This is a genomic window from Halomonas sp. GT (assembly GCF_002082565.1).
Classification (GTDB): Bacteria; Pseudomonadota; Gammaproteobacteria; order Pseudomonadales; family Halomonadaceae; genus Vreelandella.
In genome coordinates this window covers 616,138-642,198 of record NZ_CP020562.1, presented here as the reverse complement: position 1 = coordinate 642,198, position 26,061 = coordinate 616,138, and the positions used below count along the sequence as shown (strand labels likewise).

Annotated in this window: 27 protein-coding genes; 20 read left to right on the top strand and 7 right to left on the bottom strand. The window is 55.0% G+C overall.

The features are described from left to right. The first annotated feature begins 75 nt into the window (after positions 1-75). The 4 genes from B6A39_RS03045 (at position 76) to B6A39_RS03030 (ending at position 4,105) form a co-directional block, all read left to right on the top strand. Entirely contained in the window at positions 76-735 is a 660-nt protein-coding gene (locus B6A39_RS03045; RefSeq protein WP_083001225.1) for a YfgM family protein, read from the top strand. Continuing rightward, entirely contained in the window at positions 732-1,916 is a 1,185-nt protein-coding gene (gene bamB, locus B6A39_RS03040) for an outer membrane protein assembly factor BamB (protein WP_083001223.1), read from the top strand. The genes B6A39_RS03045 and bamB overlap by 4 nt, the downstream gene beginning before the upstream one ends. After that, on the top strand, positions 1,913-3,316 hold the full coding sequence (gene der / locus B6A39_RS03035; RefSeq protein ID WP_083001221.1) for a ribosome biogenesis GTPase Der: 1,404 nt from the start codon (positions 1,913-1,915) through the stop codon (positions 3,314-3,316). The genes bamB and der overlap by 4 nt, the downstream gene beginning before the upstream one ends. Before the next feature lie 174 nt (positions 3,317-3,490). After that, positions 3,491-4,105: a hypothetical protein gene (locus tag B6A39_RS03030; RefSeq protein ID WP_083001212.1), complete on the top strand. Its 615-nt coding sequence runs from the start codon at positions 3,491-3,493 to the stop codon at positions 4,103-4,105. Here B6A39_RS03030 and B6A39_RS03025 read toward each other — a convergent pair. Then, the gene (locus B6A39_RS03025) at positions 4,102-4,983 is read right to left on the bottom strand and encodes an ATP-binding protein (protein WP_083001210.1); all 882 of its coding nucleotides are present in this window, start codon (positions 4,981-4,983) and stop codon (positions 4,102-4,104) included. The two genes, B6A39_RS03030 and B6A39_RS03025, sit on opposite strands and share 4 nt — an antisense overlap. 97 nt (positions 4,984-5,080) lie before the next feature. On the opposite strand from B6A39_RS03025, the gene B6A39_RS03020 reads away from it, so the two are divergent. Both B6A39_RS03020 and B6A39_RS03015 read left to right on the top strand, forming a co-directional pair. Beyond that, positions 5,081-5,884, top strand: coding sequence for a M48 family metallopeptidase (locus B6A39_RS03020; RefSeq protein ID WP_083001208.1), 804 nt, complete (start codon positions 5,081-5,083; stop codon positions 5,882-5,884). Between the two features lie 22 nt (positions 5,885-5,906). After that, positions 5,907-6,164 (top strand): hypothetical protein, encoded by a 258-nt coding sequence (locus tag B6A39_RS03015; RefSeq protein WP_009722105.1) that lies wholly within the window; start codon positions 5,907-5,909, stop codon positions 6,162-6,164. 94 nt (positions 6,165-6,258) lie between these two features. Here B6A39_RS03015 and aroE read toward each other — a convergent pair whose 3' ends face one another. The 5 genes from aroE to B6A39_RS02990 all read right to left on the bottom strand — a co-directional run bounded on the left by aroE (position 6,259) and on the right by B6A39_RS02990 (position 10,752). Next, positions 6,259-7,086 (bottom strand): shikimate dehydrogenase, encoded by an 828-nt coding sequence (aroE, locus tag B6A39_RS03010; protein ID WP_083001206.1) that lies wholly within the window; start codon positions 7,084-7,086, stop codon positions 6,259-6,261. A gap of 9 nt (positions 7,087-7,095) precedes the next feature. Continuing rightward, entirely contained in the window at positions 7,096-8,028 is a 933-nt protein-coding gene (hemF, locus tag B6A39_RS03005; protein ID WP_083001204.1) for an oxygen-dependent coproporphyrinogen oxidase, read from the bottom strand. Between the two features lie 72 nt (positions 8,029-8,100). Further along, on the bottom strand, positions 8,101-8,658 hold the full coding sequence (locus B6A39_RS03000) for an L-threonylcarbamoyladenylate synthase (protein ID WP_083001201.1): 558 nt from the start codon (positions 8,656-8,658) through the stop codon (positions 8,101-8,103). A gap of 81 nt (positions 8,659-8,739) precedes the next feature. Beyond that, positions 8,740-9,861, bottom strand: coding sequence for a DNA-processing protein DprA (dprA, locus tag B6A39_RS02995; protein ID WP_083001199.1), 1,122 nt, complete (start codon positions 9,859-9,861; stop codon positions 8,740-8,742). Between the two features lie 27 nt (positions 9,862-9,888). Further along, positions 9,889-10,752 carry a peptidoglycan-binding protein gene (locus B6A39_RS02990; protein ID WP_083001197.1) on the bottom strand — a complete coding sequence of 288 codons (864 nt, stop codon included), beginning with the start codon at positions 10,750-10,752 and terminating at the stop codon, positions 9,889-9,891. Between the two features lie 176 nt (positions 10,753-10,928). Between B6A39_RS02990 and def the strand changes: the two genes are divergently transcribed. From def to B6A39_RS02950, 8 genes are all read left to right on the top strand, one after another. After that, positions 10,929-11,441, top strand: a complete 513-nt coding sequence (gene def, locus B6A39_RS02985) for a peptide deformylase (RefSeq protein WP_038481402.1) — start codon at positions 10,929-10,931, stop codon at positions 11,439-11,441. Between the two features lie 152 nt (positions 11,442-11,593). Then, a complete protein-coding gene (fmt, locus tag B6A39_RS02980; protein ID WP_083001195.1) occupies positions 11,594-12,580 on the top strand; it encodes a methionyl-tRNA formyltransferase in 987 nt (328 codons plus the stop codon). After that, on the top strand, positions 12,577-13,911 hold the full coding sequence (gene rsmB / locus B6A39_RS02975; RefSeq protein WP_083001193.1) for a 16S rRNA (cytosine(967)-C(5))-methyltransferase RsmB: 1,335 nt from the start codon (positions 12,577-12,579) through the stop codon (positions 13,909-13,911). Before fmt ends, rsmB begins: the two co-directional genes overlap by 4 nt. 50 nt (positions 13,912-13,961) lie before the next feature. Then, positions 13,962-14,168 carry a dodecin gene (locus B6A39_RS02970; protein ID WP_083001191.1) on the top strand — a complete coding sequence of 69 codons (207 nt, stop codon included), beginning with the start codon at positions 13,962-13,964 and terminating at the stop codon, positions 14,166-14,168. 113 nt (positions 14,169-14,281) lie between these two features. Beyond that, a complete protein-coding gene (gene trkA / locus B6A39_RS02965) occupies positions 14,282-15,655 on the top strand; it encodes a Trk system potassium transporter TrkA (RefSeq protein ID WP_083001188.1) in 1,374 nt (457 codons plus the stop codon). Positions 15,656-15,703: 48 nt separating this feature from the next. Further along, positions 15,704-17,152 (top strand): TrkH family potassium uptake protein, encoded by a 1,449-nt coding sequence (locus B6A39_RS02960; RefSeq protein WP_083001185.1) that lies wholly within the window; start codon positions 15,704-15,706, stop codon positions 17,150-17,152. A gap of 39 nt (positions 17,153-17,191) precedes the next feature. After that, a complete protein-coding gene (locus B6A39_RS02955; protein WP_083001183.1) occupies positions 17,192-18,445 on the top strand; it encodes a TraB/GumN family protein in 1,254 nt (417 codons plus the stop codon). Beyond that, entirely contained in the window at positions 18,442-19,347 is a 906-nt protein-coding gene (locus B6A39_RS02950) for a DMT family transporter (protein ID WP_083001180.1), read from the top strand. The genes B6A39_RS02955 and B6A39_RS02950 overlap by 4 nt, the downstream gene beginning before the upstream one ends. Here B6A39_RS02950 and B6A39_RS02945 read toward each other — a convergent pair. Next, positions 19,344-20,105, bottom strand: coding sequence for a tRNA-uridine aminocarboxypropyltransferase (locus tag B6A39_RS02945; RefSeq protein WP_083001178.1), 762 nt, complete (start codon positions 20,103-20,105; stop codon positions 19,344-19,346). The genes B6A39_RS02950 and B6A39_RS02945 overlap by 4 nt on opposite strands. Positions 20,106-20,316: 211 nt before the next feature. On the opposite strand from B6A39_RS02945, the gene bioB reads away from it, so the two are divergent. From bioB to bioA, 6 genes are read left to right on the top strand one after another with little or no spacing between them, the layout of a single operon-like run. Next, positions 20,317-21,393 carry a biotin synthase BioB gene (gene bioB, locus B6A39_RS02940; RefSeq protein ID WP_083001176.1) on the top strand — a complete coding sequence of 359 codons (1,077 nt, stop codon included), beginning with the start codon at positions 20,317-20,319 and terminating at the stop codon, positions 21,391-21,393. Further along, positions 21,380-22,534 (top strand): 8-amino-7-oxononanoate synthase, encoded by a 1,155-nt coding sequence (bioF, locus tag B6A39_RS02935; protein ID WP_083001174.1) that lies wholly within the window; start codon positions 21,380-21,382, stop codon positions 22,532-22,534. The genes bioB and bioF overlap by 14 nt, the downstream gene beginning before the upstream one ends. Beyond that, entirely contained in the window at positions 22,522-23,259 is a 738-nt protein-coding gene (locus B6A39_RS02930; protein WP_083001172.1) for an alpha/beta fold hydrolase, read from the top strand. The genes bioF and B6A39_RS02930 overlap by 13 nt, the downstream gene beginning before the upstream one ends. Beyond that, entirely contained in the window at positions 23,250-24,029 is a 780-nt protein-coding gene (bioC, locus tag B6A39_RS02925) for a malonyl-ACP O-methyltransferase BioC (protein ID WP_083001170.1), read from the top strand. The genes B6A39_RS02930 and bioC overlap by 10 nt, the downstream gene beginning before the upstream one ends. After that, positions 24,026-24,751: a dethiobiotin synthase gene (bioD, locus tag B6A39_RS02920; RefSeq protein ID WP_083001168.1), complete on the top strand. Its 726-nt coding sequence runs from the start codon at positions 24,026-24,028 to the stop codon at positions 24,749-24,751. The genes bioC and bioD overlap by 4 nt, the downstream gene beginning before the upstream one ends. Then, positions 24,748-26,019 (top strand): adenosylmethionine--8-amino-7-oxononanoate transaminase, encoded by a 1,272-nt coding sequence (gene bioA / locus B6A39_RS02915; RefSeq protein WP_083001166.1) that lies wholly within the window; start codon positions 24,748-24,750, stop codon positions 26,017-26,019. The genes bioD and bioA overlap by 4 nt, the downstream gene beginning before the upstream one ends. Positions 26,020-26,061: the final 42 nt, after the last annotated feature.

The window sequence follows — 26,061 nt, the reverse complement described above, 5'->3', positions numbered from 1 at the left end:
CTTACTGCCTACTCTCTGGCAGACGAACACTCGCCAGCCGCCCTTGCGGCTGAGCTAAAGAACAGGAGGCCGCCCGTGGCGGAGCTGAGAAGCGAAGAAGAACAGCTAGAGGTAATTAAACGCTGGTGGAAAGAGAACGGAACCTCTCTCATAGCAGGGGCTGTTCTTGCTGCAGCGGGTGTGCTTGGCTGGAATGCATGGCAAAACTATCAAGAAGGCCAAGCAGAAGCCGCCTCCGTGCGTTATCAGCAACTCGTCAATATGACCACTGGTAACACCTTGGCAGATGATCAGTTAGCCAATGCTCGTGAACTCATTGATGAAATCACCAGTGACCATGGCAACACCCTCTATGCAGAATTAGCACAGCTGCTGGAAGCACGTTTAGCCGTCCAAGAGGGTGATCTTGAGGCTGCGAAAAGTGCGCTTGAAAACGTGGCGAGCGACTCTTCCCGCCGCTATGTGCAAAGTCTCGCATGGCTAAGATTAGCGCGTATTGAGATTGCAAACGACAATCCAGAAGCAGCCCTGAGTTTGTTAGATCAGTCGATTACTGATGCCCTGGCAGCTCAGCAGGCTAACGTGCGGGGCGACGCTTACGCTGCGTTAGACCAAACAGAACAAGCGCGAGACGCTTGGCAAACCGCGTTAGAACTTGCCCAAGCCCAGAATCAGCCGCTTTACGGCGTACAGTTCAAGCTTGACGATCTCGGCGTCGAAGAGGTGACACAATGATCATGACTAGCCTTCCCAAATCGCTATTTTCAAAGCCGTCTGTGCGCATTACCGTCGGTGCTGTTGCATTAGCATTGCTAGCAGGTTGCGCCAGTAAAGGCGAACCTGCTTATACGCCTAAAGAACTGCGTAGCTTTTCAGAAACGTCCTCACTTGATGGCGTATGGAGCAGAAATGTCGGCGATGGCCTGGGTCGTGCCCGTTACCCCATTGCTCCGGCTCGTGAAGGCGACACCGTATTTGCTGCGGATGCCGATGGGCTGGTGGCCGCATTTAATGCAGATAACGGCGAACGCAAGTGGGAAATCGAGCTGGATACGCCTATTTCAAGCGCCCTGAACGCTATTGCAGGTCAGGTCTATTTAGGCACCCGCAACGGAGAAGTTATCTCCTTGGATCAGCGCGACGGCAGTGTCAATTGGCGCTCACGCGTTTCCAGTGAAGTGCTAGCAGCACCTCAAGCAAATCAACAGCTACTACTTGTACAAAGCGTTGACGGACAAATCACCGCTCTTGATCGCTCCAGCGGCGAGGAGCGCTGGGTATACACCAGCTCGCAGCCCTCTCTGACGCTTCGCGGTACTGGCACGCCAATGGTCATTGATCCCGTAAGCTTTGTTGGTTTTGCTAACGGACGACTGGCAACATTAGACAACCGCAATGGCCAGCCACTTTGGGATTTGCAAATTGCCACTCCCCGCGGACGTAGCGACGTCGACAGGTTGGTTGATCTTGCCGGTCAACCGGTAATAACTCCCGATGGTCGACTCTTCGTGACTAGCTATAACGGTAACGTCGTAGCACTGGAAGCAACACGCGGTGGCGTTCTATGGGAAAGCAATTTATCTAGCCGCCATACCCCTATTTTGGTAGGTAACATTCTGCTAGTGGTCACTGATGATAGCCACGTCGTTGGCCTGAATGCCGACAACGGACAGGAAGTGTGGCGTAACGATGACTTGGAAGACCGCTGGTTAACAGCACCTGCGTTTGCAGATGGCCGTGTGGTCGTCGGTGACTTTGAAGGCTACGTTCATCTACTTGATGCCCGCGAAGGCACGTTAGTAGGCCGTACGCGCGTACACAAATCTGGCATCAGCGTGCGTCCTGCCACTGAAGGCAGCACCATTCATGTCCAGGCCAATAATGGTCGCCTGGAAACCCTGGAAGTAACTCCATGACACCCGTCATTGCTTTAGTCGGTCGGCCCAATGTGGGCAAATCGACGTTGTTTAACCGCCTAACCCGCTCACGCGATGCGCTCGTGGCGGACTTTCCTGGCCTTACCCGTGACCGTAAATACGGGAACGGCATGCTAGGCGGCAAAGCGTATACGGTGATTGATACCGGCGGCATCAGCGGTGACGAAGAAGGGATTGATGCGGCAATGGCCGAGCAATCTCTAGCCGCGATTGATGAAGCCGATATTGTACTGTTTCTGGTAGACGCTCGCGCGGGGCTTAACGTGGCCGATGAAGCCATTGCGAATCATCTGCGCGTTAATCAGAAAAAAACCTGGCTAGTGGTCAACAAAACCGATGGTTTGGAAGAGCATTCGGCCATGGCCGACTTCTGGACCTTAGGTCTTGGCGACCCATGGCCGATTGCTGCTGCCCATGGCCGCAATGTCTCACTGCTCATTGACACAGTGTTGGAGCCGTTTCCAGAACGCGACCCCAGCATTCCTGGGGATACCGGCACCAAAGGTATTCGTATAGGCGTTATTGGCCGTCCCAATGTGGGCAAATCCACATTGGTTAATCGGCTGTTGGGCGAAGAGCGCGTTGTTGTATTCGATGAGGCGGGCACTACCCGCGATGCGATTGAAATCCCGTTCGAGCGTCGTGGCAAGCCCTACGTATTGATTGATACCGCAGGCATTCGGCGGCGTAAAAACGTCCGCGAAATTGCAGAAAAGTTTTCCATTATCAAAACTCTTGATGCTATCAAAGAGTGTCACGTCGCAGTGATGGTACTCGATGCACGCAGCGGTTTAGTTGAGCAAGATCTCCATCTACTTGATTACGTGCTGACCACTGGCCGCGCGTTGGTGCTGGCCATCAATAAGTGGGATGGGCTGGAAAGCGATGCGAAAGAGAAAATGCGCGCAGAAATTAAGCGCCGCCTAGGCTTTGCTGAGTATGCAGAGATGCATTTTATCTCTGCCCTACACGGCACCGCGGTGGGTGACCTTTATCCTTCGATCGAACGAGCTTTCGATGCCGCGAACGCCCACTGGTCGACCAATCGATTGACAACCCTACTTCAAGATGCGGTCAGCCAGCACCCGCCGCCCATGGTTAACGGCCGACGTATCAAACTGCGTATGGCGCACCAAGGTGGCAGCAATCCGCCCATCATCGTAGTACATGGCAATCAGACTGAATCACTGCCGGAAGCCTATCGCCGCTACCTAACCAACACCTTCCGTAAAGTGTTGAAAGTTCGCGGGACGCCAATGCGCTTTGAGTTCCGTTCGGGTAGCAATCCGTTTGACCACATGGCAGGGGCAAGCGATAAAGAGAAAGCCAAAAAACGCGAGCTTAACCGTACTAAAGAAGCACGTAAAAGCCGCCGTTAATGCTAACGCATTAATCTACAAAACGCCTGCTGACCTTCATCAGCAGGCGTTTTGGTTGATGGCCCCCATTATCGAGTAAATTTGCTTGACAGCTATCCGCACTAACCCTCAAATAGCCGCGTTTTTCGGCAATCGCCACTCATACCTATATTGCCCTTCCTAGGAGGGATATTAATGCACTACGCAATAAAACGCGGGCGCGGCATGCTCTTACTGCTGATGGCAAGCTTGCTAGCAGGTTGCCTTGCTCTGCCCCAAACAGGCTTATTTGCCTTTCGCTTGGCGGTAACATCGCTGGGCATTGAAGAGGTGCGTATTGGCCCTTATAGCGTGCAAGCAGGACTTGATACCAGCGACCTAACAAGTTTGCTTGCATCTAGCCTTGGTGCTGGCAGCTTGCCCGTTCAGGCCACCTTAGCGATGGGCCTGGGCTTACCCACAGGTATGCCCGCTGTTGAGATGTCTGGTTTCCGCTGGATGCTAAATATGCCTGGAGTCGATCCAGTGCAAGGTCAATATCAAGAGGATGTGACGCTAACGTCTGGGGAAGACTCAACGTTACGTCTACCGGTAGCGTTTGACATCCTGACGACCGACACTCAGCGAATGATGCCCATGCTAGAACTCGCCAGTCAGTTAGCCACCCAAGGCTCACTGCCGCCTGGCAGTGAACTTGCTATCACACCGGGAGACCTACGTGGGCTGGGCATGACATTACCCGCGGGACTTTTAACACCGACCATTCGCCTGAACGTAGGCGCCGACGGCCAGTTAACACCTGTGCGTTAAGTCCGACGCCTTCCCTCTTCATGAAGCCGTTTGCGGCCCACCCACTGGGCTGCAAACTGCCAAGCCGTTCGGCCACTGCGGCCTCCTCTTAGCGTTGCAAAACGAACCGCGTCTGCCCGTGCGGCATCACTCCAATCCTGCTTATCACCAATACGAGCTACCCAGTGCTCACAGACCTCTAAGTAAGTCGCTTGGCTGAAAGGATGAAAGCCTAACCATAAGCCGAAGCGATCCGACAATGAGATTTTTTCCTCCACAGCGTCACCGTGATGTAGCTCTTCACCTACAAGACGCGTACCACTATTATCGTCCATAGATTCCGGCAATAAATGGCGGCGATTGGAAGTGGCATACAACAAGACGTTTTCTGGCGGCCCCGTTAATGCGCCGTCTAAGACGCTTTTTAGCGCCTTGTAAGCATCGTCATTGCCTTCAAACGAAAGATCGTCGCAATACACCACGAAACGATGCGGCGTGTCGCGCAGCTGTTCTACCAATATCGGCAGACTACCCAAATCGTGGCGATCCACTTGAATCAAGCGCAGCCCATCATTCGCCAATGAGTTAAGCAGCGCACGAATCACCGATGACTTCCCGCTGCCCCGTGACCCCCACAGCAAACCATGATTGGCGGGTAACCCCTGCAAAAATGCACGAGTATTATCGACTAACGCTAATTTTTGACGCTCGATGCCTAACAGATCATCCAGCGTCATCGTGTCTCGCGGTGGCACGGGAACCAAGCGACCACCTAACGGATGACGCTGCCAAATAGCCGCTACATGCTTGTTCCAATCTACCTGGATCGGCGCAGGCGGCAACCAATGTTCTACGTGGTCCAGTAACCGCGTTAAGCGTTGGCTCAATTCAGCATCCATGATTGTCCTCAGAGTGCGTTATGATATGAGTTGATTTACCACTGACAGTGGTTATCTTGTGTGCAAAGATCCCTACTCGTCTATAAGGAAACCGCTTATGCGCTGGCTTCGTCCCTTGGCTGTTACTGCACTGTGTGCTTCTGTCGTAGCATGCTCCACGTCACCTACCGGTCGCTCTCAGTTGCTACTGCTTTCAGATGATCAGCTCAATCAAATGGGCCAGCAAGCCTTTGCGCAATATCAGCAAGATATTCCCACCGCAGGCCAAGCAAGCCATCGTTATGTACAGTGCATTACGGATGCCATCGTAGAGGTATTGCCAGCCGAGCAGCGTAATCTTGATTGGCAAATCCGTGTCTTTGAATCTGAACAGCCCAACGCCTTTGCCCTGCCTGGTGGCTACATGGGCGTGAACACGGGCATGCTAGATATCGCCACCAACCAAAACCAGCTAGCCTCGGTTGTCGGCCATGAAATTGGTCACGTCATTGCGAATCATGCCAACGAACGCGCCTCGACCCAAAGTGCCACGTCACTTGGTTTATCGGTGCTTTCTAGCACCTCAGGCATGCAAACTCCTGGTGGCCAACAGCTAATGGGCGTACTGGGAATGGGAGCAGAATACGGGATCGCGCTGCCATTCTCCCGTCGCCATGAAAGTGAAGCCGACGTTATCGGCCTCCAATTGATGGCCCAGGCCGGTTTTGACCCACGGGAAAGCATTACTGTTTGGGAAAATATGCAGGCTGCCTCCGGCGGTGGCGCTCCGCCTGCCTGGATGTCGACGCACCCAAGCGAAGGCCAGCGTATTGAAGGGCTTCAAGCTAACATGAGTAACGCTATGGCAAGCTACGAGCAGGCGCGTAATAGCGGCCGCACCCCCAACTGCCCACGTCCTTAAGCACCTTAATGTTGAGGTTTGAATGATTCGATTTGGTTTATTGCTGCTTGTCCTGCCGATTTTAGTGTTGCTCGGCGTCTATTTCTGGGAGCTGGGTGATGTACGTGCCTGCCAGCTCGACGGGGGACACTGGGACTACCTGGCAAGTGCATGCAGCGAGTCGCCGCAGCCCTTTGTATCGTGGCTTGAGCGCTCACCGCTGCTGGTCAACGGCGGCATGCTGGTCTCTGTGGTTGGTCTTGTTATGTGCATGATTGGCTTTTACACCAAATCTCGCTAAACACACGAGAGCAACCAGCATTAACCGAAAAGGCAGCCGCAATGGCTGCCTTTTGCTGTCTTAACTTCAGAGCGTATGGAAATGCTCGCTATCGCTAGTCACTGGCGACGTTCAACGATTGCCTTAATAGTGTGCGCACCGAGGCAGTTTCGGGCCGCACGTTACGCCATAGGAAGAAAGATTCGGCGGCTTGTTCGACCAGCATACCCAGGCCATCGAGCAGCTTAGCGCCACGTGGCCCTGCCCACTGTAAAAACACCGTGGGTTCCGAGCCATACATCATGTCGTAGGCCCAAGCGCCTTGGTTAAATAGGTTATCCGGTAACGGCGGCAAATCACCAGAAAGACTGGCACTAGTGCCATTGATGACCAAATCAAACTGGCCTTCTAACGTCTCAAACCCACCGCCATGAAGGGTACCTAAGTCGGCAAATGCGTCTGCTAATTGGACGGCTTTTTCCGCCGTTCGATTGACGATAACAACGTCACGAGGTTGCTCGGCAAGCAGCGGTTCTAGCACGCCACGCACTGCACCACCGGCACCGATCACCAACACGCGTTTACCCTTAATGGGCACATGATGGTAACCAAGGTCACGCACTAGCCCAATACCGTCAGTGGTATCACCGTAGGTACGGCCATTGCCGCCGACAATCAGCGTATTCACCGCCTGAGCACGCTTGGCACGGTGGCTCAGGGTATCACACAGCGCAAAGGCATCGCCTTTGAACGGTACAGTCACGTTCGCTCCACGGCCTCCTGTTGCCACAAATTCTCGCCAAGCACTGGCAAAACCTTCCACCGGTGCAAGTTCGGCGGTATAGGTCATAGGTTGCTGAGTTTGGTTAGCAAACTCTTCGTGAATTAATGGCGACTTAGAGTGCTTAATCGGGTTTCCAAAGACACAGTAACGGTCAGTCATGCAGGCTCCTTACACTTTACCCAACTGAGTGGCTTCGGCTAGCCAGTCGCGTGGCACCAAGTACTCGTGCAATTTAGCCTCTCGGCTGCCCTCGGGCGGTGTAAATGCGTACTCCCAACGGGCTAGCGGTGGCATCGACATTAAAATAGATTCGGTGCGCCCGCCGCTTTGCAAGCCAAACAGAGTGCCCCTATCCCACACTAAGTTAAATTCTACATAGCGGCCGCGGCGATAAAGCTGAAAATCACGCTCTTTCTCACCCCAGGCATCACCCTTACGGCGCTCTACAATCGGTACGTAGGCGTCCAGAAAGCTATCGCCCACCGCACGCTGAAAAGCAAAACAGTCGTCGAAACTGCCTTCATTTAAATCATCGAAAAACAGCCCACCCACACCACGTGTCTCGTCGCGATGCTTAAGATAGAAGTACTCATCGCACCACGCTTTGTAGCGCGGATACACCTCTTCGCCAAATGGCACGCAGGCAGCCTGGGCAACCCGATGCCAGTGCACAACATCTTCAAACACCGGGTAGTAAGGCGTTAGATCAAAGCCGCCACCAAACCACCATACTGGTGCTTCACCCTGTTTTTCAGCGATAAAGAAACGGACATTTCCGTGGCTCGTCGGCACATTAGGATTTTCAGGATGGAGTACCCAAGATACACCGACCGCATGAAAGCTACGTCCGGCAAGTTCCGGTCGTGCAGCCGTTGCAGAGGGGGGTAACTGAGCACCGTAAACATGTGAGAAATTCACACCGCCTTTCTCAAAAACAGCGCCCTCTTCAATGACCCGTGAGCGTCCGCCGCCGCCTTCTTCACGCTGCCAGCTATCTTCTCTAAATGCCGCTTTTCCATCAGCATCGGCAAGCCCTGCACACAACCGTTCCTGCAGATCCAGAAGGTAGTGTTTAACGTCGTCTAGGTGCTCGTGAGCCACAGTAACTCCAAAGAGGTCGAGATAAGTGTGATTGGTAAATAGTAAATGGCAGAGACAGTTTAAGGTGCCTCGCTATGAACGCATTATTTTGCCAGTCACCAAGTCTTTGATGGTGCTGGGCTTTGCGTTGCCTCCAAGCTCACCCGCTACAACCGCGGCGACTTCATCACCAAAAATGGATACGACTTCTTCAGCGCTCATGGCGGGAGGATCGCCCGCGCGATTAGCGGAGGTAGAGACTAGCGGGCCACCAAAGGCCTCGCAGAGTGCCTTCATCAACGGATGGTCGGTCACTCGCAGAGCTACACTCTGATGGGCGCCGCGCACTAAACCATGGCTGCGGCCATTGTCAGGCACTAGCCAGGTATTAGGGCCAGGCCAGCTGGCCGCTAAGGGCGCATGCAGTGCAAGTGGCAGTTGGTTTAGCCAAGGCTGAAATTGCCGAATATTCGCAGCAACAAGAATCACGCCTTTGGCGGGATCACGCTCTTTCATACGCATCAAATGCGCTAACGCTTCATCGTTATCTGGGTCACAGCTCAGCCCCCAGACTGCTTCGGTGGGGCAGGCGATAACGCCCCCCTCTTTTAATGCTCGTACCGCCTCTTTAACCTCAACAGCCGATTTCATAGATGCTCCTCGTTACTAACGCGGCTCTTCATCACCTGAAATTGATACAGCTTCAGTAGATGAAAAACGGTTACTTATATCCTACCATGGCCGCGTCAAACGCACCCAGCCGCCCGCTTGCTGCGCCACTTTGCCATCAAGCTCCAGCATCAATAACCGTTGTTGGCATTCACTGACCGTGATGCCCGCGCTCTGAACTAATATATCAATTGGCGTTGGCGTTGCGCCCAGCGCGTTTAGTACATTGTCTTTGAGCTCATCGTTATCGATAGGCAAATTAAGGCTTGCGTTGTCAGCAATAGCACGTGGACTGGTTGGCATATAGCGTTCAGCCCAGTGCTGCAACTCTTCTAAAATATCGTCCACGTGACGCACCAGCGTCGCACCGCTGCGTAATAACTGCAGGCAACCGCGAGCCTGTACGTTATGTAGCGACCCGGGCAGAGCAAACAACTCACGGTCTTGCTCAAGGGCTAATCGTGCGCTTACCAATGAGCCGCTCTTCTCAGTCGCTTCGACCACTAACGTACCTAATGAAAGGCCGGTCACAATTCTGTTCCGCCGAGGAAAGAAAGCTGGCCGAGCAACGGTTCCCGGTGGATGCTCCGATAATAACAAGCCTCCTGCTACGGTACTTAGTTGCTCATGTAGATCACGGTGACGTGGCGGGTAAATGACATCTATGCCACAGCCAAGCACCGCAATCGACTGCCCTCCTGCCGCTAACGCTGCGCGCTGTGCAACCCCATCAACTCCGAGAGCCATGCCGCTAACAATGCACCAGCCGCGATTAACAAGCTCTCTGGCAAACGCCTGAGCATTACCGCTTCCCTCAGAAGTGGGACGCCGAGTGCCCACCATGGCGAGTTTTGGGCCGTCTAGTGCGCTAAGGTCACCTTGTGCCCAAAGCACCACAGGCGGATCCGGCAATTGATTGAGCAACTCAGGCCATGCGGGGTGATTGCGATGGAGTAAATGGCGATTAGGAGAAGTCTCTAGCCATGCGAAAGTATGGTCGACTGCCTGCTGCAACGGGCTTCGCTCTGGCTGCGCTAACCAAAGCCGCAGTGCACTCGCGGCGTTGCTGGGCAGCCCAGCAAGCCAGCCATGGGGCCATTGCGGCTGTTTAGCGGCCAGCGCTGCAGTGCGAAGCGCCCCCATACCCGGCAGCTCATTCACCACCAGCCACTCCTTGGCATCCATACCTATCCCCTGTTAGTTGTGTGGTGTTTAGCGTATCGGCGTGTGTACCCGGTCTCCAACCGCTAAAACGTTCGATGCCTGCATCACCAACGCATAGCTCATAAGGCTATAAGGCTTTATCACCATGACGCTTCCCGCCTCAGTGGCGGGAAGTTGCAAAAGCTCTTGGCTACGTGGGTCATTAACGAGCTCCCCCTGCTGGCCAACATGTAATACATGACCGGGCTGCAAGCCATCCTGAGTACCAATATCCAGAGCCACTATTTGTAAGCGTCCAATAAAGCGCACTCCGCCAGGTACCGCAATAATCTGGCCAGCGACATCGTTCAACGGTAAACGAGGCTGAACGCTATTTTCTAACGACTGAGATTCAAACAACTGAGAATCAAGCGGCAGCAAAATGTCGTTATTGCGCACTTCTTGATAAGCACTGAGTACTTCTAAGCGAGCAATGTCTCCCTCACTGCTGAGCTGGCGCGCTTCGCCAATATTGATTAACTCCGTCCCCAATGGTGCACCCTCAGCGGAAACATAATGCTCGCCCGGACGATAAATGCCTAAACGCGCTCTGGACGGTAGTACGCCGCGCGCATACAACGTATCGCCTGCGCCACTCATCAATCGTTGATTCTCACCGCCCACGACGTAGGCCAGTTCGCGGGAAGGCGCGTCCAGCTCTACCACTCGGTGCGCTCGCAAAAACGCCCGAATCGTTTCCATCGGAAGCGGCGCCATTGCCTCTTGCTGAGGAACGGCGCGCATTTGGGGAGAAAGCTTTACCACCCGTTGCGGTGATTCCCACGCAAATGCGGCGGTCGTCATAAGCGTCAAACATGCCAACGGCACGCTATAATAAAGAAACCTTTTTGCCACTATCCTTTTCGCCACCATCCGTTCTCCCTTGCCAGTTATTGGTGAAGCCGTTGAGGGGAGCTGCATGGCGTTGTGCGTGCCCAGGAACGCTTACAGCATGATATAGTGGCCGATAGTAAAGCACTTAGGCCTGCCAACCCAGGTGGCAAGGCCTGCTCATATTAAAGACTCAGCATAACGGTGATTGTAACGCCATGGCCAAACTTCCTATTCTCGAATTCCCCGACGAGCGCCTGCGCACCAAGGCTGCACCGGTGGAAACCGTTGACGATGAGGTCCGCCAGCTCGTCGACGATATGTTGGAGACCATGTACGACGCGCGCGGCATCGGCCTTGCAGCGACGCAAATCGATGTTCATCGGCGTGTCGTAGTAATGGATGTCAGCGACGATAACTCGCAGCCGCTAGTACTTATTAATCCACGCTACGAGCCAATTGGTGACGAAAAAGAGCCCCTTTCTGAAGGCTGTTTATCCATTCCGGAATATTACGCTGAAGTACCGCGTTATTTAAAAGTAAAGCTGAACGCGCTAGATCGTAGTGGTGAGCCCTACGAGCTAGAAGCCGATGGTTTGTTAGCCCACTGCATTCAGCATGAGTATGACCATTTGGAAGGCGTGCTTTTTGTTGACTACTTATCACCCCTAAAGCGTGACCGAGTGATGAAAAAGATGCAGAAACGCCACAAGCTATTACACGACGCATAAACCGACCTACGCCGTGTTATTGCTGGCCGAGCTGACACGCTGCAAACGCACAGAATGTTTTTCCTGGTGCGTTGTAGCGTTGCTTCTCGGCCTTTATTTGTTTCACGCACGGCACGATTACTTTCCCCCTTCAATGCTAGGTAGTCATCACCATGTCACAGTTGCGCGTTGTTTTTGCTGGCACGCCTGATTTCGCCGCTTCAAGCCTTGCTGCCGTGCTCGAAAGTCAGCATCAAGTGGTAGCGGTATATACTCAACCTGACCGCCCAGCAGGCCGCGGGCGCAAGCTCACCCCTAGCCCCGTCAAGCAGCTTGCTCTTGAGCATGGGCTACCTGTCTATCAACCCGTCAGCTTAAAAGAGACTGACGCTCAATCAGAATTAGCGGCATTGAACGCCGACGTAATGGTTGTCGTTGCTTACGGGCTCTTACTACCACAGGCGGTGCTCGACATTCCCCGCTTAGGCTGCATCAACGTGCACGCATCCCTGCTACCACGCTGGCGAGGTGCCGCCCCTATCCAACGCGCCATTGAAGCCGGTGATAGCGCATCAGGCGTCACCATTATGCAAATGGATGCGGGTCTGGATACCGGTGAGATGCTGTATGAAGTTCGTACACCGATCACCTCGCTCACCACAGGCGGTGACTTGCATGATCGGCTGGCCATTCAAGGGGCGAATGCGCTGATTAACGTGCTTGATGCGTTGGACAGCAACGACTTAGAAGCAACACCGCAACCTGACGAGGGCGTCACCTACGCCGCTAAGCTCAGTAAGGCGGAAGCCGAACTGGACTTTCATCAGCCTGCAGAACAACTAGCGCGCAAAATCCGTGCCTTTAACCCCTGGCCAGTGGCTTGGTGCACGCTAGGCAATGATCGCCTACGTTTGTTGATGGCCAGTGTTGAGCTAGGCGAACAGCCTTCCACTTCACCCGGCACACTACTTCAACATGGCGAGGACCACCTACGCATTGCCTGTGGCGAGCAAGGTCAAGAAGTACTGTGCGTTAGCCACGCCCAGTTACCTGGTGGTAAAGCGATGGCCGTGCGCGACCTGCTTAACGCCCGTCAAACCCCGCTTACCGTCGGCGCACGCCTTGGGCACGCCGCCGCTCATCAAGGAGTTAGTGAATGAGCCAGAATCGCCCACCTAAAGGCGGCAGCGGCCAGGAAGTTCGTGCCGCAGCCGCCCGCTCGCTAGTACCTGTATTGACCGATCAAGGCTCGCTCGCTGGATTAGATGAGCATAGCGTTATCGCCCGCGACCGCAGCCTGTTAAAAGAACTCTGTTACGGCACTTGCCGACGTTTACCACGCCTGGAAGCGTTGGCTAGCGCGCTTCTCAAGCAGCCTTTTAAAAAGCGCGATAGCGATGTTCAGGCCTTGTTATTGGTAGGGATCTACCAGCTGCTTTATATGCGTATCCCGGCTCACGCAGCGGTCGGCGAAACCGCTGGTGCCGCTCGTCTTCTAGGCAAAGAGTGGGCCACCCGGGTACTTAACGGCTGCCTGCGCCGCCTCCAGCGTGAATCCGAAGAGCTTCAAGCCGCCGTTGACCTAGAGGAGAGCGTTGCTCTGGAGCACCCGCCCTGGCTGCTTGATACGTTGCGCACCGCTTGGCCTGAACAATGGCGCGCCATTGCCGCAGCGAACAATGAACCAGGGCCCATGACGCTGAGAGTTAATCAGCGCCACAACGACCGCGAAGCCTATTTACAACAGCTGACTGAACAGGGGTTAAGTGGGCACCTTTGCCTACATGCACCGGATGGCATTACCCTGGATGCGCCCTGTGATGTCACCATACTCCCCGGCTTTGAAGAAGGTCATGTCAGCGTCCAAGACGAAGCGGCTCAGCTCTCCGCTGCACTGTTAGGGCCTGCATTAGCTCCCCGCCCTGGGGCTCACGTTCTCGATGCTTGCTGTGCACCCGGCGGTAAAACTGCCCACCTATTAGAGCAGTTTGATATTGCTCTCACGGCCATTGATAGCGACAACCAGCGCCTTGGGCGTGTAGACGACACACTGAACCGCCTCGGCTTAACAGCAGAGCTGCAGCACGCTGATGCAACCCAGCAAGACTGGTGGGACGGCGCGCCGTTTGACGCGATTTTGCTTGATGCCCCTTGTTCTGGAACGGGCGTTATTCGTCGTCATCCCGACATTAAAAAACTGCGCCGTAAAGAGGATATTCGCCAGCTTGCTAAACTACAGCGCCAACTGCTGGATAATCTTTGGTCACTACTTCGCCCAGGCGGCACCTTGCTATACGCCACCTGCTCAGTACTGCCAGAGGAAAACGCTGAGCAAATCGATGCCTTTCTTGACCGCACGCCCGATGCAAAAGTCACCACGCCAAACGATGTGGCCTGGGGCGAACCAAGTGGCCAAGGACGTCAACTGTTTCCCGCGCAAAGCAGTCATGATGGCTTTTTTTATGCCAGACTAGAGAAGCGTACTGCTTAACATACCGTCCCCTGCCAGGGCGGTGAACCGATGACAAGGATGGAGACACTATGAGTACTCACACTTATAAGCATATCGAGCTAACCGGTTCTTCTGAAAAGGGAATTGAAGAAGCTGTGCAAAATGCTCTCGCCAAAGCATCAGAAACCATTCATAACTTGCGCTGGTTCGAAGTCACCGATACTCGTGGCCATATCGAAGACGGCCGTGTCGCTCACTGGCAGGTCACGATAAAAGTCGGCTTCACTCTCGAGTAATCCCGACCTGCTTTTCAACGGCGGCTGGTTTACACTGGCCGCCGTCTTTATTGCAGCGCACATATCTCTTGCCGAGAACGCGCTGGCGCTTACAACGGAACCGATGCTTAGCAATGAAAATCATCATTCTCGGCGCCGGCCAGGTCGGCGGCACCTTAGCGGAGCACCTCGCCCGCGAGGAAAACGATATTACCGTTGTCGATACCGACGGTGCGAAACTGCGCGAACTGCACACCAAACTGGATATTCGCACCGTGACGGGCGCGGCTTCGTATCCCATTGTGCTGCGTCAGGCGGGCTGTGAAGACGCTGATATGCTGATTGCGGTGACCAACACCGATGAAATCAACATGATCGCCTGCCAAGTGGCCCATACACTGTTTCGTACCCCCACCAAAATTGCCCGCGTACGTTCAACCGCCTACCTCACCCGTAAGGGGTTATTCGCCCACGAAGCGATTCCTATTGATGTACTGATCAGCCCTGAACAAGTAGTCACGGATCATGTTCGCCGCTTGATTGAGCACCCAGGGGCGTTGCAGGTGTTGGAGTTTGCCGGTGGTTTGGTGCAGCTGGTGGCGGTCAAGGCGTTCTACGGTGGCCCGCTGGTGGGACAGGATTTAGCCTTTCTCGCCAAGCACATGCCCAATGTGGAAACACGCGTGGCGGCGATTTACCGCCGCAACCGGCCAATTATTCCCCGTGGCGATACGGTGATTGAAGCCGACGACGAAGTGTTTTTCCTGGCGGCACGGCGCGATATTCGTGCAGTAATGAGCGAACTACGCCGTGTTGAACGGGATTTTCGGCGGGTGGTCATTGCTGGTGGGGGCAATATCGGTGAACGCTTGGCCGAGCACCTGGAGCACAGCCATCAGGTCAAAATTATCGAGCACAGTTTAGAGCGCTGCACTGCGCTTTCCGAGCGGCTTGACCGAACGGTGGTACTACACGGCAGCGCCACCAGCAAGCGGCTGTTGGAAGAAGAGAACATCGAAGACTGCGATATCTTTTGTGCCCTGACCAACGACGACGAAGTGAATATTATGTCGTCGCTGCTGGCCAAACGCCTGGGAGCCAAGAAAGTACTGACGCTGATTAACAACGCTGCCTACGTGGACTTGGTTCAGGGGGGCGAAATCGATATTGCCATTTCCCCCCAGCAAGCAACCATCGGCAGCCTGCTTACTCACGTCCGCCGGGGCGATATTGTCAATGTGCACTCGCTACGCCGTGGCGCTGCAGAAGCCATCGAGGCTATCGCACACGGTGATAAGCAATCTTCAAAAGTGGTGGGCCGGACCATTGCTGAGATCAATCTGCCTGAAGGCACCACTATTGGCGCCATTGTGCGAGGCAAAGAGGTCATCATTGGCCATGGGGATGTGATGGTAGAGAGTGGTGACCACATTATCCTGTTCGTAATCGATAAGCGGCGTATACGTGATGTGGAGCGCCTATTCCAAGTCGGATTAACGTTCTTCTAGGCAACGTTCTTCAAGAAACCAAGCCATCGCTATGAGGCAACCACTGCTATGAGTTTGCGGGTCATACTACGCATTTTAGGGCTTCTGCTGATGCTATTTAGCCTCACCATGTTGCCACCAATGCTGATATCGCTTTGGTTTCGTGACGGTGTTTGGCACGCTTTCATGAGCGGCATCGCCATTACAGTAATAACGGGCTTACTACTTTACCTACCCAACCGCCGCGCTCATAAAGAGCTTCGGATTCGCGACGGCTTTATTATTGCGGCCATGTTTTGGACCGTGCTGGCCCTGTTCGGCTCGCTACCGTTGATGCTGTTTGGTGAAGGCTCACTCGGTATCACCGATGCAGTATTTGAGTCGTTTTCTGGTCTAACTACGACAGGTGCAACTGTCATTACTGGCATCGATTTTCTTCCAGAGTCCATTCTTTACTATCGCCAACAGTTGCAGTGGTTAGGTGGCATGGGGATTGTGGTGTTAGCAGTGGCTATTTTGCCTACTCTGGGTGTTGGAGGAATGGCGCTGTATCGCACAGAAATTCCTGGACCACTCAAGGACTCAAAGCTAACACCGCGAATTACCGAAACCGCCAAAGCGCTTTGGTACATCTACGCGACGCTAACGCTGGCCTGCATGGTCGCCTACATGTTGGCAGGAATGAGCTGGTTCGATGCTTTGAGCCACAGTTTTTCGACTGTCGCGATTGGCGGATTTTCTACCTATGATGCCAGCATAGGCTATTTTGACAGCGCCGCTATTGAGCTGATTTGCGTTGGTTTTATGCTGATTTCAGCGGTGAGTTTTAGTCTGCACTTTATTGCCTGGCGTGAAAAAAGCCTGCTGCACTATTTCCAGGACCCAGAAGCCCGCTTTTTAATGATATTTCTTGCCGGGTTAACCACGATTACCGTAATTACTCTGTGGCTCACTGACACCTACGACGATGTTGAAGGTTTGAGACACGCGTTATTTGAAGTCGTCTCTGTCGCCACCACTGCCGGCTTTGCAGTTGCCGACTTCTCAGGCTGGCCTGGTGCGTTACCGTTTCTGTTATTTGTTGCCGCGTTTGTAGGTGGCTGTTCCGGCTCGACGGCGGGCGGCATGAAAGTAATCCGTATTATTCTGATCTTGAAACAGGGTATGCGTGAAGTCATGCGCCTTATTCACCCCAACGCGGTCATTGCCGTTAAAGTGGGCAAAGTTAGTGTCCCCGACAGCATCGCCCAGGCGGTATGGGGCTTTTTCTCAGCCTATGTCATGCTTTTTTTCTTGATGCTAGTAGGCGTTATGGCAACAGGTGTTGACCAAGTTACCGCTTGGTCCACGGTTGGTTCTGCACTGAACAATTTAGGCCCAGCATTGGGCGAAGCTAGCAGCCATTACGGCGACTTGCCCAGCCTAGCTAAGTGGATTTTAGTGCTAGCGATGCTACTAGGCCGCTTAGAAATTTTTACGGTACTTGTGCTATTTACACCCGCCTTCTGGCGTCGTTAAACACGTATCAATGCTTTTTATTCAAATTGAGACACATTAATGATCCATGACGATACAACCCCGTTGGCGCAAGAACCAAACGCGCTGCCAACGACCAGCGGCCCGTTAAAAACCGTCATCGTTGGCGGCACCCGTTACACCCTGCTCGGCACCGCTCACGTCTCTGCCGAAAGTGCCGATGACGTTCGCCAATTAATCAACAGTGGCACTTTCGATGCCGTTGCCATTGAGCTATGCGACGCACGTCATCACAGTATGGACAACCCCGATGCAATGGGGGAACAGGATCTATTTCAGGTATTCAAACAGGGCAAAGCAGGCATGGTAGCGGCAAGCCTGGCGCTTGGTGCGTTTCAGCAACGGATTGCTGAGCAGTCCGGCATTCAGCCTGGCGCTGAAATGCGTGCAGCAGTAGAAGAGTGCCGTACCCGCAAGCTGCCTTTAATGTTGGTCGATCGTGATGTTGGTATTACGCTAAAACGCATTTACCGCAATGTTCCCTGGTGGCAACGCTTCTCGCTATTTTCGGGGCTAATTGGCAGCGTAATGTCGCGCCAAGATGTTTCCAAAGAGGATATCGAAAAGCTCAAAGAAGGCGATATGCTGGAAGCCACTTTCAGCGAATTTGCTGCCGAATCAGAAGCACTTTATACCCCGCTTATTCGCGAACGCGACCGCTATATGGCACTGCGCTTAGCTGAAGAAGCACCGCCTGGGCGCTACCAAAACGTGTTAGTGGTACTGGGTGCCGGGCATTTAAAAGGCACGGGTGAACATCTGGAAGCACCGCTTCCCGAAAACCCTACCACTGAGCGTGAGACGCTGGAGGCAACGCCACCACCGTCTAAACTCTGGAAAGCAGCCCCTTGGCTGATTACCGCGCTGGTTCTGACCGGCTTTGTGATCGGCTTTTCACGCAATACCGAGCTTGGCTGGCAGTTGGTCATTGAGTGGTTTTTAATCAATGGAATTTTATCCGGCGGCGCGACGATAGCAGCCCTTGCGCACCCAGTAACGGTGATTGCCACATTTTTTGCCGCCCCACTGACCTCGCTTAACCCCACCATTGGTGCAGGCTTTGTCGCTGCGGGGGTTGAACTCTATATGCGTAAACCGAAGGTGCGCGATTTTTCGACACTGCGCCATGATGTCACCGAGCTCAAAGGTTGGTGGAAAAATCGCGTCTCCCGTACGTTGCTGGTGTTTATTTTGGCAACATTAGGGTCTGCGGTGGGTACCTGGGTAGCAGGCTTTAGAATTGCCGGTGCACTGTTCGGTAGTGGTGCTGCTTGAGCGCGATCAAACAAGCGCCATGGCAAGCTGATGCATTGCTATTGCTGGTAACGGTGGTAGCCGCTGGCGGCTGGATTTTTTCTAAAGAAGCGTTAGCGGGCATGCCACCATTACTGTTTATTGGTACGCGCTTTTTACTGGCAGGGCTGATACTCCTACCCTTCGCCTGGCCTGCACTAAGATGCTTACCCGCACGTAGGATAAGACGCGGCGTGCTGGTAGGCTTTTTGTTCAGCGCTGCAATAGCCTTCTGGATTCTGGGGTTAAATTACTCTGATCACCTGGGTGAAAGTGCGTTTATCAACAGCTTGGGGATTTTGCTGGTACCTGTAGTGGCGCGACTACTGTTTGGCGACCGTCCGCCACGCTCTACTTGGATTGCCCTGCCGGTAGCACTACTGGGATTTGCCCTACTGTCGCTAAACGCAGGATTCAAAGTAGAAGCTAGTCAACTGCTGATGGTCTGCGCGGCGCTCTGCTTCGCGCTGTTGATCAACGTCAACACCCGCGTGGTGCGCAACGTGCCCGCGCTGCCATTAACGACACTACAGCTGATGTCGGTAGGCAGCATACTGACCTGCCTGTCGTTGGTCGTCGAGCATCAACCGCTAGCGCTCAGCCCCTCAATACTGGGCTGGTTTATGGCCAGCGTGCTGCTAGCAAGTTCACTGCGCTTCTTTCTGCAAATCAAAGCCCAGGGCATGACCACGCCTAGTCACGCGGCGGTTATCTTAATGCTTGAAGCCGTGTGGACTGCCCTATTCGCAGCCTGGTGGTTTGGCGAAACCATGACCCTGCTACAGTTACTTGGCTGTAGTCTGATTTTTACCGCCCTATTGATTAACCGCTGGTACTGGGTGCGCAAAGTGATGCTTCGCTGGCTACCTGGCGCTCAGCGCTAACCCTTTCGGTCTAATAGCCGCTGCATGGCAGTGGTTGGTTCAGCAATTTTGCGATAGTAGCGGCTCTCGGCATAGCTATCGTTAAATACATCAAAGTAATCGTCTAGCACATCGGCGGCATTTTCATCACCACTTTGGCGCAGCAGTTCAATGGCAACCTCTGCCGTACACAGGTGCGCTTTAGAGGCAGGTTTGCGTAGCCGATAACGTGTTTCCCGCTCAGTGCGTAGCGGTAGTACCGGTAGCGCATCCAGATAAGGACTCTTGCGGAACATACGTCGCGCTTGGCGCCATGTGCCATCTAAAATTACAAATACCGGAATACGTGCTTGCTGCTTCACAGCGTGCACGGCATTAATATCCACCACACGGTCTGCGTAGTCGGGCTGGTCATCTGGAAAGATCACAAAAGGCGCATAGCGTGGATCTTTAAGCAGTTCGGCTAATTCTTCGTCCGGTGCGGTGCGATACCAGGTAAACACTTTGGTTTGCGTCAGCACATCCCCAATTAACCGTCCTGTATTAGTTGGCTTGTAGTGTTCTATAGAGTGGGTCAATAGCCACACCTGGGCGGTGCTATCCGCTTCCACCTGATAAGGGCACAGGCAGTTGAGCTCAGGAAGATTGCACCCTTCACAGCGTGTGACAAAACTGCCCCGTGCTTTAAATTCACGCCGAGGTGGACGCGGATGCCCCGTAGCAGGGTCGTAGTCAGTCAATGATGAAGACTCAGGGGGCTGTGACGTAGCGTCAGACATCCGCGCTCCAATTCATAAAGGGCGATTAATAAAGGGCGATTAACAAAAGACGGTCAACAAAGGGCGCCGAGTATAAAGCAGCCCGGCCACCATGACGAACCCCAGCTCTCTAAAAACCACTCGTAGTAAACCAACATACTCTGAATAGTTGACACCAAAAGCGTAACGCCGCTAGAGTCTCGTCAACTTTCAAAAGAAAAAAGGTTTACCCGTGACCGCCACCGCTTTCAATGCCGCCGCCCCGCGCCACGACTGGACGCTGGAAGAGATTAATGCGCTGTTCGCGCTGCCCTTCAACGACCTGCTATTTAAAGCTCAGCAAGTGCATCGTGCCCACTTTGATGCTAACGCGGTGCAGGTCTCGACTCTGCTGTCGATTAAAACGGGGGCTTGCCCAGAAGACTGCAAATATTGCCCGCAGTCCGGTCACTACACTACCCAGCTCGAAAAAGAGAAACTGCTGGAAATCGAAAAGGTCGTTGCCCAGGCCAAGGCTGCCAAAGAAGCTGGCGCTAGCCGTTTCTGTATGGGCGCAGCATGGCGCAGCCCGCGGGACAAAGATTTACTGCTGGTCGAAGAGATGGTTCGCCAAGTAAAAGCCTTGGGGCTGGAAACCTGCATGACATTAGGTATGGTCGACGGTGCCCAAGCCAACCGCTTGGCGGCTGCTGGGCTGGATTACTACAACCATAACCTAGACACCTCCCCCGACTTTTACGGTGAAATCATCACCACCCGCACCTTCAGCGACCGCCTAGACACCCTGGCCACCGTGCGTGAAGCGGGGATGAAAGTATGCTCCGGCGGCATTTTAGGCATGGGCGAAGGCGCACAAGACCGCAGCGCGCTGTTACAGCAGTTAGCCAAGTTGTCACCGCACCCAGAATCCGTGCCCATCAATATGCTGGTTAAAGTACCGGGCACACCGCTTGAGAACGTCGAAGACTTGGACCCGCTTGAGTTTATCCGCGCTATCGCGGTGGCGCGTATTATGATGCCGCAAAGCCATGTGCGGCTTTCCGCTGGCCGCGAACAGATGAGCGAGTCGACTCAAGCACTGGCATTTTTGGCTGGAGCCAACTCGATCTTCTACGGCGACAAACTACTCACCACCGGCAATCCTCAGGCAGAACGCGACCGCGCGCTATTTGCAAAATTAGGCCTGCACCCAGAACGCCGTGATACCTGCGAAGATGAAGCCACTCACACCGAGCGACTCACCCAAAAAGCTCAGCAGCGCGCCCTGGCAGAGCGGGCAGCAGCACTGGCGGTAGATGCCAGTGTCTGACGCGTGGCTGCAGCGCCTAGCCAGCGCCCGTCAGCAGCGTGTCGATGAACAGCGCTGGCGGCACCGGCGGGTGAACACCCACAGCACGCTGGACTTTGCCGGCAATGACTATCTCGGACTGGCTCATGATCCACGTGTGCAAGCTGCCCAGGCAGAGGGTGCGCGCCGCTTTGGCGCAGGCGCGGGCGCGTCGCACTTGGTCAGCGGGCACTTGGAAGTTCACGACGCACTGGAAGACGCGCTAGCCGAGTGGACCGGACGGCAGCGTGTACTGCTGTTTTCCACTGGCTATATGGCTAACCTTGGCGTGTTGCAGGCGCTCGCCGACTCAAATACCGCCACTTTTCAAGACCGTTTGAACCATGCCTCGCTACTCGATGGCGCAGTGTTAAGCGGCGCTCGCTCGCGGCGTTTTCATCACCGCAACAGCGCTGATCTTGAACACCTGTTAGCGCGCAGCTCCGCCACCCATAAGCTGGTGATCAGCGACGGCGTGTTCAGTATGGATGGCGACGTTGCTGATATTGCCACCCTTGCCCACGTCAGCCAGCAGCACAACGCCTGGCTAATGATTGATGACGCTCACGGTCTGGGCGTGTTAGGCGCTAATGGCGGCGGCTGTGTGGAAGGTTTTGATAGCCAAGCGGTGCCTATTTTGGTGGGTACACTGGGCAAAGCACTGGGCACCGCTGGCGCGTTTGTGGCCGGTGACGCGGCGCTGATTGACCACCTCATCCAGTTTGCTCGCAGCTATATCTATACCACGGCCCAGCCCCCCAGCATTGCCGCATCGACCCTGGAAGCGCTGGCTATCGTGCAGCGCGAGCCTGAACATCGCCAGCGGCTCCAGCGCCATATCAGCTACTTCCGCCAGCAAGCCCTGGCGCTAGAGCTGCCCTTAGCCGACTCCCATACACCTATTCAACCGCTGTTACTCGGCAACGAACCACGCACCATGGCTTGGGCGGCTAAGCTCGCCCAACGGGGCATTCACGTCGGAGCGATTCGTCCCCCCACGGTACCCAATGGTGCCGCAAGGCTGCGCATTACGCTGAGTGCCCGCCACACACCAGAGGATATTGATCGGCTTATTGAAGGGCTGAGTGCCTGTCAGCGTGAGGAAACAGCATGTCCCGCCTAGACGCCCCTCAACGTCTGGTGCTGCTGTCGGGCTGGGGGATCGATCAACGCATCTGGCAGCCGCTGGAACACCACTGGCCTGCCCATAGCAAGGTACATACCGTGGATTGGCCGGGCTATGGCGACACCCCTGCCCTGGCTGAACCGGCCACCCTTGATACTCTTGCCAGCGCCATGGACGACCAACTACCCAGCGACGCCGTATGGATTGGTTGGTCGTTGGGCGGACTACTAGCCAGCGCACTGCTCGATAAGCTGCCAGCGCCACGCGGCCTTGTGTTGATTGGCACGGGCGAGCAATTTTGTAGCGATGACGGGGTTAGCAAAGCCGAGCTTGCCAGCTTTCATCGCGCCTTCACCCGCGACCCCAACGCCACGTGGCGGCATTTCTTGCGTTGGCAAACCCAGGGCGAACCCAATGCCCGCCATGCCTACCGACAGCTACGCGCCATGTTGGGTGACCCCCCAAATGCCACGACAAGCACGCTGTCCCAGGGGCTCCACTGGCTTGCCACTCTGGATAACACTCAGCGTTTGCAAGAGGCACCCTGCCCGGTCATTCAACTAGTGGGCGAGCACGATCCGTTAGTGGCTTCCAGCACCCGCGCTCAGGCAATCAACCTTGCCCACGCGGGACACTGCCCGATGCTTTCCCAACCTGCTCAACTAGTCGCGACCATCGCTTCCCAGGCCGCACTGGTCGCCAAGGAGCACGTATGTACCTAACGGCAACGCCAGCGCCAAACTGGCAGGCAAAAGTCGCCCACGCTTTTTCTCGCGCGGCACCCCGCTACGATGCTCTGGCCAGCGCTCAGCGCCAGATAGGGGAAACGCTCTGGTCATCACTTCCGCCTAGTGCCGACAACATACTCGACCTTGGCTGTGGTACTGGCGTCTGGACACAACGGCTAGCCACTCAATTTCCCCGAGCTCACGTCACTGGGCTGGATATTGCCCCTGGCATGCTCGCTCACGCCCAAGCGCGCTATGGCCATCATATTCGTTGGCAGCAAGGCGATGCCGCTGCACTGCCTTTTGAGCGCGGCACCTTTGATCTAATATTTTCCAACCTCGCCATCCAGTGGTGCCGCGATATCGATGCGGTTATGCGCGAGCTTCAACGAGTGCTGTCCCCTGGCGGCCAAGTGCGCCTCACGACACTCTTACCAGGCACGTTGGCTGAAGTCGCCTCTGCTTGGCAGCGCCCTGAGGCATTACTGCAGACGCCGAATGCCCAGTCGCTTGAACGCGCCGTCGGCTTAAGCGGCCTAACGCAGGTTGACCGCATCACCGAATGGCGGCGGTTTTACTACCCCGATCTCACTGCCGTCATGGCTTCAATCAAGGGGGTAGGCGCCCAGGTGGCGCGGCCCAAGGCAAGTCTTACTCGCCGAGACCTGGTCGCCGCCCGCCAGCGTTTTGAAACGCTACGTGAACCCCAAGGGCTCCCCGTTAGCTACCACTGCATCACCCTGCACCTGGAAAAATCACCATGACCGTCTATTTCGTGACCGGCACCGATACCGATGCAGGTAAGACCCTGGCCACCAGCGCACTGCTATGCGCTGCCAAACAGCAGCAGCTCAGCACGCTGGGGCTTAAGCCGATTGCCTCTGGCAGCCACATCACGGCGGATGGGCTGCGCAATAGCGACGCGTTGGCGCTACAACAACAGAGCGCTCCTCCCGTCGATTACACCACCGTTAACCCGTGGACGTTTGCGCCCGCTATTGCGCCGCATCTGGCCGCCAGCGAGACAGGACGCTCTCTTAACGTCAATAGCGTAGTGGCCTCGCTTACCGCCACCCTAAACGACATGCCGCGCGATTTAACGCTCATTGAAGGCGCTGGCGGCTGGCGCGTGCCACTCAATGAGCACAACGACTTTTCCGATATACCGCGGATGATGCAGCTGCCAGTCATTCTGGTCGTGGGACTAAAACTTGGCTGTCTTAATCATGCGCGGCTTACCGCGGAGGTCATCGCTGCCGATGGCCTACCCCTTGCGGGTTGGGTCGGCAGTGTAGTGGATCCTGAGTTCGCCTCTGACACAGCGCGCTTTGACGCCAACATCACCCTGCTTAAAAACACCCTTAACGCGCCATGTCTAGGCATTATTCCTCATTTAGCCACCGCTGATGCCGTCCATGCGCGCCACGCGCTTTCACTAACCGCGCTGCTCAACATCTCAGTTTTGAATCAGGAAGCCGCTCTATGAGTTCTCCCGTTTGGCACCCTTATGCCCACCTCAAAACCCAAGCGCCAGCACCCAAAGTGGTCGGCGGCAGCGGCAGTCACTTTACGCTGGAAAGCGGCGAGCAACTGCTCGACGCTACCTGCTCTTGGTGGTGCATGATTCATGGCTATGGACATCCGCGTTTAGTCGCGGCCATTCGTGAACAGGCAGGCGAGCTATGCCATGTCATGCTCGGCGGCCTCACCCATGGTCCCGCCGACCAGCTTGCTCAGGAGCTAGTGCGCATCACCCCTGCCGGGCTTAATCACGTGTTCTACTCCGACAGTGGTTCAGTTGGGATGGAAGTGGCAATGAAAATGGCCCTGCAGTACCAAGTGCTCATAGGCCACCCCGAAAAATGCAAGATGCTTTCGTTAATGAAGGCCTACCATGGCGACACCACCGGTTGTATGGCGGTATGCGACCCGGAAGAGGGCATGCACAGCCTGTTCGCCAGCCTGCTGCCCCAACACTACTTCGCCCCCGCGCCCACCGCACCGTTTAACGCCACACCGGAGCAGGTAGCCGACGATTTAGCGGCGCTGCGCGACGTCTTGGCGAGCCATCACCATGAGATTGCGGCCCTACTGATGGAGCCGTTACTCCAGGCGGCAGGCGGGCTGAATATGACCTCGCCTGACTACCTGCGCGGTGCACGGGAGTTATGCGATGAGTTTGGCGTGTTGCTGATTTTTGATGAAGTAGCCACCGGCTTTGGCCGCACTGGCAAGCTGTTTGCCGCCAATCACGCTGACGTAACACCGGATATTATGGTGCTCTCAAAAGGATTAACCGGCGGCTACCTCGGCCATGCAGCGACCCTGGCCAGCGACCGTGTTCACGATGCGTTTGTTGGCGACAGCGCCCACCATGCCTTTATGCACGGCCCGACATTTATGGGCAATCCGCTGGCCTGCCGCGTCGCGCTGGAAAGCCTACGCGTGTTTGAAGAGGAGCACTACCTGGACAAGATTGCGGCTCTCAGCCAACAGCTTAGCCGAGCGTTAATTGACGACTCCGTGCTGAACGCCCACCCAGACGTGGCCGATGTGCGAGTACTGGGTGCCACCGCGGTGATTGAAGCGCACTCCGCCGAGGCGCTGAAAGGTGTCGGGCAGTTCGCCCGCGAGCGTGGTGTATGGCTGCGCCCAATCGGCCGCTGGCTTTACACCATGCCCGCTTATATCGCTACCGACGCCGACATCACTCAGATTACCGACGTAATGAAAGCATGGTTTTTGAACAGATAGCTCTTGAGGACTTAGCTCTTGAAGCGATAGTTATTAGAAAAT

Coding starts and splice junctions, on each gene's coding strand:
- bamB (WP_083001223.1), top strand. CDS start 732: ATGATCATGACTAGCCTTCCCAAATCGCTATTTTCAAAGCCGTCTGTG.
- der (WP_083001221.1), top strand. CDS start 1,913: ATGACACCCGTCATTGCTTTAGTCGGTCGGCCCAATGTGGGCAAATCG.
- B6A39_RS03030 (WP_083001212.1), top strand. CDS start 3,491: ATGCACTACGCAATAAAACGCGGGCGCGGCATGCTCTTACTGCTGATG.
- B6A39_RS03025 (WP_083001210.1), bottom strand. CDS start 4,983: ATGGATGCTGAATTGAGCCAACGCTTAACGCGGTTACTGGACCACGTA.
- B6A39_RS03020 (WP_083001208.1), top strand. CDS start 5,081: ATGCGCTGGCTTCGTCCCTTGGCTGTTACTGCACTGTGTGCTTCTGTC.
- B6A39_RS03015 (WP_009722105.1), top strand. CDS start 5,907: ATGATTCGATTTGGTTTATTGCTGCTTGTCCTGCCGATTTTAGTGTTG.
- aroE (WP_083001206.1), bottom strand. CDS start 7,086: ATGACTGACCGTTACTGTGTCTTTGGAAACCCGATTAAGCACTCTAAG.
- B6A39_RS03000 (WP_083001201.1), bottom strand. CDS start 8,658: ATGAAATCGGCTGTTGAGGTTAAAGAGGCGGTACGAGCATTAAAAGAG.
- dprA (WP_083001199.1), bottom strand. CDS start 9,861: ATGGATGCCAAGGAGTGGCTGGTGGTGAATGAGCTGCCGGGTATGGGG.
- B6A39_RS02990 (WP_083001197.1), bottom strand. CDS start 10,752: ATGGTGGCGAAAAGGATAGTGGCAAAAAGGTTTCTTTATTATAGCGTG.
- def (WP_038481402.1), top strand. CDS start 10,929: ATGGCCAAACTTCCTATTCTCGAATTCCCCGACGAGCGCCTGCGCACC.
- fmt (WP_083001195.1), top strand. CDS start 11,594: ATGTCACAGTTGCGCGTTGTTTTTGCTGGCACGCCTGATTTCGCCGCT.
- rsmB (WP_083001193.1), top strand. CDS start 12,577: ATGAGCCAGAATCGCCCACCTAAAGGCGGCAGCGGCCAGGAAGTTCGT.
- B6A39_RS02970 (WP_083001191.1), top strand. CDS start 13,962: ATGAGTACTCACACTTATAAGCATATCGAGCTAACCGGTTCTTCTGAA.
- trkA (WP_083001188.1), top strand. CDS start 14,282: ATGAAAATCATCATTCTCGGCGCCGGCCAGGTCGGCGGCACCTTAGCG.
- B6A39_RS02960 (WP_083001185.1), top strand. CDS start 15,704: ATGAGTTTGCGGGTCATACTACGCATTTTAGGGCTTCTGCTGATGCTA.
- B6A39_RS02955 (WP_083001183.1), top strand. CDS start 17,192: ATGATCCATGACGATACAACCCCGTTGGCGCAAGAACCAAACGCGCTG.
- B6A39_RS02945 (WP_083001178.1), bottom strand. CDS start 20,105: ATGTCTGACGCTACGTCACAGCCCCCTGAGTCTTCATCATTGACTGAC.
- bioF (WP_083001174.1), top strand. CDS start 21,380: ATGCCAGTGTCTGACGCGTGGCTGCAGCGCCTAGCCAGCGCCCGTCAG.
- B6A39_RS02930 (WP_083001172.1), top strand. CDS start 22,522: ATGTCCCGCCTAGACGCCCCTCAACGTCTGGTGCTGCTGTCGGGCTGG.
- bioC (WP_083001170.1), top strand. CDS start 23,250: ATGTACCTAACGGCAACGCCAGCGCCAAACTGGCAGGCAAAAGTCGCC.
- bioD (WP_083001168.1), top strand. CDS start 24,026: ATGACCGTCTATTTCGTGACCGGCACCGATACCGATGCAGGTAAGACC.
- bioA (WP_083001166.1), top strand. CDS start 24,748: ATGAGTTCTCCCGTTTGGCACCCTTATGCCCACCTCAAAACCCAAGCG.